Below are 5,109 nucleotides of genomic sequence, written 5' to 3'. Positions count from 1 at the left end.
CCTCCACCTCGGCCAGGGTGGCGGCGTGGGCGGCGGGAGCGAAGGCCGCGAGCACGGCAGCGAGGACGAGGGCGCGGGTCATGGGCGGAAATGTGCCCGCCGCCCGGCCGGCGCGCGCGGGCGGCGCGGTCGAAGCGGACGGGCGCGCGACGTACACCGATCTCCCCTTCTCCCCTTGCGGGAGAAGGTGTCCGGCGGAGCCGGACGGATGAGGGGTGCCATCGCCGAGGCGTCAGAACGTGGGGTGTGGTCGCGCCAAGGCTTTCAAGCGTCCCGCCGTCACCCCTCATCCGACGCGCTCCGCGCGCCACCTTCTCCCGCAAGGGGAGAAGGAGACGCACACGCCCCCAAACGAAAAAGGGCGCCCCGAAAGGCGCCCTCCCCCGTTCCCCTATGGCCCGGTTCAGAACCGGGTGGAGACTTTCAAGGTCACGCGATGAGACAGGGTCTCGTCGCCGACCTGGCCTTCGTAGTCGAGCGACAGGGCCACGCCCTCGTCCCAGCGCCAGTCGCCGCCGACGCCGAGCAGCAGCATGTTCGTCGACTGCGCCAGCGGATCGACCTGGTAGGACGGCCCGGTCAGGAAGTCGGCGTAGCGCACCAGGGCGGCGTCCGCGCCGGAGAGCTGACGGCGCCACTCGGCCCGCACGCGGGGCGTGAAGCTGCCGTCCTCCATGGCGTGGTCCCACTGGCCGCGCACGCCCAGCGTCCCGAAGCTCGCGTCCACGTCCTGGGCGTCATAGGCCAGGGCGAAGACCGGATCGCCGGTTTCGGTGAAGGCGTCGAGCTTGGCCTTCGACACCGTCACGCGGCCGTAGGACGAGACCGTCATCGGGCCGTCGTGGTGGTCGTAGGCCAGGCTCAGCGAGCCGAAGGCCTGCGAACCGTCGCGGCGCCCCCACACGGTGGCGTCGTTGGCGGCGATGCGGCGGCTGTCGAACTGCAGCTCGCCCAGGCCGGCGACGCCGTCCAGGTAGAGCTGCGGCGCGATCCGCCAGCTGCCGTAGACCGCGCCCATGTACGACCGCGAGGCGTTGTGGGTGCCTTCGCTGCCGATGTCGGTGGCGTCGTAGCCGTAGCCGGCGCCCACGCCCACGAACAGGCCGTCGGCGACTTCGATGTCGGCGCCGAGGCTCACCCCCGAGGTGGTGAACTTCAGCTTCGAGCCGCCGGCGTCGGCGTGACGCTGGCCGAAGTCGATCGAACCGGCCGACCACAGGGCGACCTTGCCGCCGCCGATCGGGCCGAGGGGGCCCAGGCCGCCGAGGCCGGCGTCGGCGTCGGCCGCCGCCAGGGCCATCTCGTCCAGGCGACGGGCCTGGTCGGCGAACGGACGCTCCGGCATCTCGCGACGGCGCAGGTCCATGGCCGGGTCCTCCGGACGGCCGCTGGCGTAGTCGCCGAAGCCGAAGGTCAGGCCCAGCGCGTGCTTGCGCGGCGCGTTCGGGTCGGCGTCGCTTTCCCCGTGCAGCTGCTCGTTACGCTGGCTGAAGTTCTGCACCTGGGTGTCGACGAAGCGCTGGGCCGCCTGCACCTGGGCGCCGATCAGCCCCCGCACGTCGGCGTCGAGCGCCGGGTTCGGGCGGGCGTCCACCGTGATGGTCACGGTCGACGGAGCCGAGGTGCTGTTGGCGTTGGAGACCGTGTAGGTCACCACCGCCACGCCGGTGAAGTCGTCCGCCGGCGTGAAGGTCAGCACCCGGGCGGTCCCGACCTGGGCGAAGCTCGCCGTACCGGCCGAGTTCGGGCCGACCGAGACCACGGCCGCGGCCGTGTACGGCCCGCCCGAGGCGCCGGCGGTCACGTCGACCTGCACCGGCACGCCCTGCAGCGTGCTGACCGAGATCGGCTGCAGCGTCACCGACGGCAGCACGGTGACCTGCACCTGCTGCGGCTGGGACGTGCCGCCGGGGCCGACGAGCGCGTAAGCGAAGCTGTCCGGACCCGAATAGCCGGGGTTCGGCACGTAGGTCAGGACGAAGCCGGCCGCCGAAGGACGGAGCGAAGCCGCCGAGACGAGCGTTTCGACCGTCACCGTGCCGTGGGCCGGCGGGGTGGTGATCTGAACGCCGGTGGCCAGGCCGCCGGTGTTGGTGATGGTCACGCCCACGTCGTCGCCGGCGACCACCTGGGCCGGGCCGGCCGGCGGAGCCGGGTTCGGCGGCGGCGGATTGTCGACGGTCAGGCTGACCGTGGCCGGGGCGGACGTGCCGCCCGGGCCGGTGGCCGTGTAGGTGAAGCTGTCCGCGCCGTAGTGGTCGGTCGCCGGCGTGTAGGTCACCACCATGCCGCTGACCGAGGTCGTGCCGTGCGCCGGGCCGGAGGCCACGGCGATCGAGCTGTAGACCCCGCTGACCGAGGCGGTCAGGTCGATCGCCTTCGAGCCGTTGAACGGCACGGGGGCGCTGGCCGCCGCGGCGGTCGGGACCGGCGGGAGGCCGACGGTCACGCTCACCGTGGCCGGGGCCGACGTGCCGCCCGGGCCGGTCACCGTGTAGGTGAACGCGTCCGCGCCGAAGTAGGTCGCGGCCGGCGTGTAGGTGACCACGTAGCCGCTGACCGCCACCGTGCCGTGCTCCGGCGCCGTGCCGATCGCGATCGAGCTGGACACCCCGCTGACCTTGCCGGTCAGGTCGATGGCCGTGCCCGCGCTGGCGTAGGGCACGAGCGCGCTGGCGGCCGCGGCCACCGGCGGGTTGGCGACGTCCACGGTCCAGGTGTAGCCGCGGCCGACCTGGTAGGGCCCGCCGGAGCCGGTGGTGGAGTCGCGGGCGATCACGGCGAAGGTGAAGGCCCCCGACTGGGTCGGCGTGCCGCTGAGCACGCCGTCCGTGCCGAGCGTCACGCCCGCCGGCAGCCCCGTCCCGCCGGTGACGGTGTAGGTGTAGGGCGCGGTGCCGCCCGAGGCGACCAGGGTGTGGCTGTAGCTCTCGCCCTGCTGGCCGTTCGGCAGGGCCGACGGCTGCAGGTCGAAGTTCGGCACGCCCACGGTCAGGGTGTAGGCCTGCGAGCCGGTGAAGCCCGCGCCGGCCGTGCTGTCGGTCGCCGTCACGGTGACGTTGAACACCCCGGTCTCGGTCGGCGTGCCGGACAGCACGCCGCCCGACAGGGTCAGGCCCGCCGGCAGGGTCCCGGCCGTCACCGCGAAGGTGTACGGCCCGGCCGCGCCCGAGGCGCTCAGGGTCTGCGAATAGGCGGTCCCGGCCCGCGGGTTCGGCAGGCTGGACGGCGACACCGTCACGGTCGGAGCCGCCACCACCAGGGTGTAGGCCTGCGCGCCGCCGTACTGGGTCCCGATGGAGCTGTCGAGCGCCATGGCGGTGAAGTTGAAGGTCCCCGTCTCGACGGGCGTGCCGGAGAGCACGCCGCCGGCCGACAGGGTCACGCCTTCCGGCAGGGTCCCGGCCATCAGATCCCACGCATAGCCGGGCGTGCCGCCCGACGCGGTCAGGGTCTGCGAATAGGCCTGCGTCGCGGTGGCCGACGGCACGCTGGCCGGGGTCACCGTGATGGTTGGAGCGTTGATGGTCACGTTGTAGGCGCCGCTGACCGTGAACGGCGCGCCGGTCCCGCTCGAGGCGTCGGTGGCCCGCACCGTGAAGTTGAAGCTCCCGCCCGCGGTCGGCGTGCCGGTCAGCTCGCCGGTCGTAGCGTTCAGCGTCAGGCCCGTCGGCAGGGCGCCGGCGACGACTTCATAGCCGTAGGGCGCGGTGCCGCCCGAGGCGGTGACGGTGGCCGAATAGGCCACGCCGACCGTCCCGTTCCCCAGGCTGGCGGGGGCCAGCGCCAGGGTCGGGGCGGCGATGTTCAGCGCATAGGCCTGCGCAGACCCGGTCCAGCCCGGATCGCCCGTGGCGGTGACCATGAAGTTCCAGGTTCCCGCCCCGCTCGGCGTGCCGGTGATCTCGCCGGTCGAGCCGTTCAGGGTCAGGCCCGGCGACAGGCTGCCGGAGGTGACGCTGTAGCTGGCCGCGTGCGGCGCGGCGACCGAGCCGGAATAGGCCTGGCCGATGGTGCCGCCGGCCACGCTGGCGGGCAGGCTCACCACCGGGACGAAGTAGGTGAAGCCGCCGACGTAGGTGCCGGAGCCGCCGGGGCTGACCACCGCCACGTCCACCGCGCCGGCCGCGTGGGCCGGGGTGGTGACGGTGATCTGGGTGTCCGAGTTGACGGTGAAGCTCGCGGTCGTGCCGTCGAAGGTGACCATGCCGGTCATGGTCAGGCCCGAGCCGGTGATCACCACCGTGTCGCCGCCGGAGGTGGGCCCGGTGTTCGGGCTGACGCCCGACAGCACCGGCGTCGGGACGTAGGTGAACTGGTCGGCCGCGCTGATGGCCGAGGTGCCGCCCGAGGTTGTCACCCGGATGTCCACAGTGCCGGTCCCGGATGGGGCCGTGGCGGTGATCTGGGTGCCCGAAACGACCGTAAAGCCGCTCGCCGCCGTGCCGCCGAAGGTCACAGCGGTGGCGCCGGAGAGGTTCGTGCCGGTGAGGGTCACCGTGGAGCCGCCCGACCGCGGACCGACCGGGGGCGTGATCCCGGTCACCGTCGGGGCCGCGACGTAGGTGAACTGGTCGGCCGCGCTGGTGGCCGAGGTTCCGCCCGGCGTCGCCACCGTGATGTCGTACGTGCCGGCCGACTTGGCCGGGCTGGTGGCGGTGATCTGGGTGTTCGAGTTGATGGTGTAGGTCGCGTTCGTCGCGCCGAACTTCACGGCACCCGTGCCGGGAGCGGCGGCGAAGCCCGTGCCGGTGATGACCACCGTCGTCCCGCCCGCGGTCGGGCCCGCCGTCGGCGAGATCGAGGTCACCGTCGGCGCCTGGATGTAGGTGTACTGGTCGGCCGCGTTGGTGGCCGAGGTTCCGCCGGCCGTGGTCACCGTGACGTCGTAGGTGCCGGCCGAGTTGGCCGGGCTGGTGGCGGTGATCTGGGTGTTGGAGTTGATGGTGTAGGTCGCCACCGTCGCGCCGAACTTCACGGCGCCGGTTCCGGGCGCGGCCGCGAAGCCGGTGCCGGTGATGGTCACCGTCGCGCCGCCGCCCGTCGGCCCGGCCGTCGGCGAGACCCCGGTCACCGTCGGCGCTCCGACGTAGGTGTACTGGTCGGCCG

The 5,109-nt window shown here is 73.3% G+C and carries 1 protein-coding gene; it reads right to left on the bottom strand.

What is annotated here, in order from left to right; genetic code table 11:
- Positions 1–403: 403 nt before the first annotated feature.
- A partial coding sequence (locus G3573_RS19790) for an IPT/TIG domain-containing protein (RefSeq protein WP_163263396.1) occupies positions 404–5,109 on the bottom strand: 4,706 nt, incomplete at its 5' end.

Source organism: Caulobacter sp. 17J65-9, assembly GCF_010975005.1.
GTDB lineage: Bacteria > Pseudomonadota > Alphaproteobacteria > Caulobacterales > Caulobacteraceae > 17J80-11.
The sequence above is the reverse complement of the archived record's forward strand: the minus strand, read 5'-3'. Positions and strand labels throughout refer to the sequence as shown.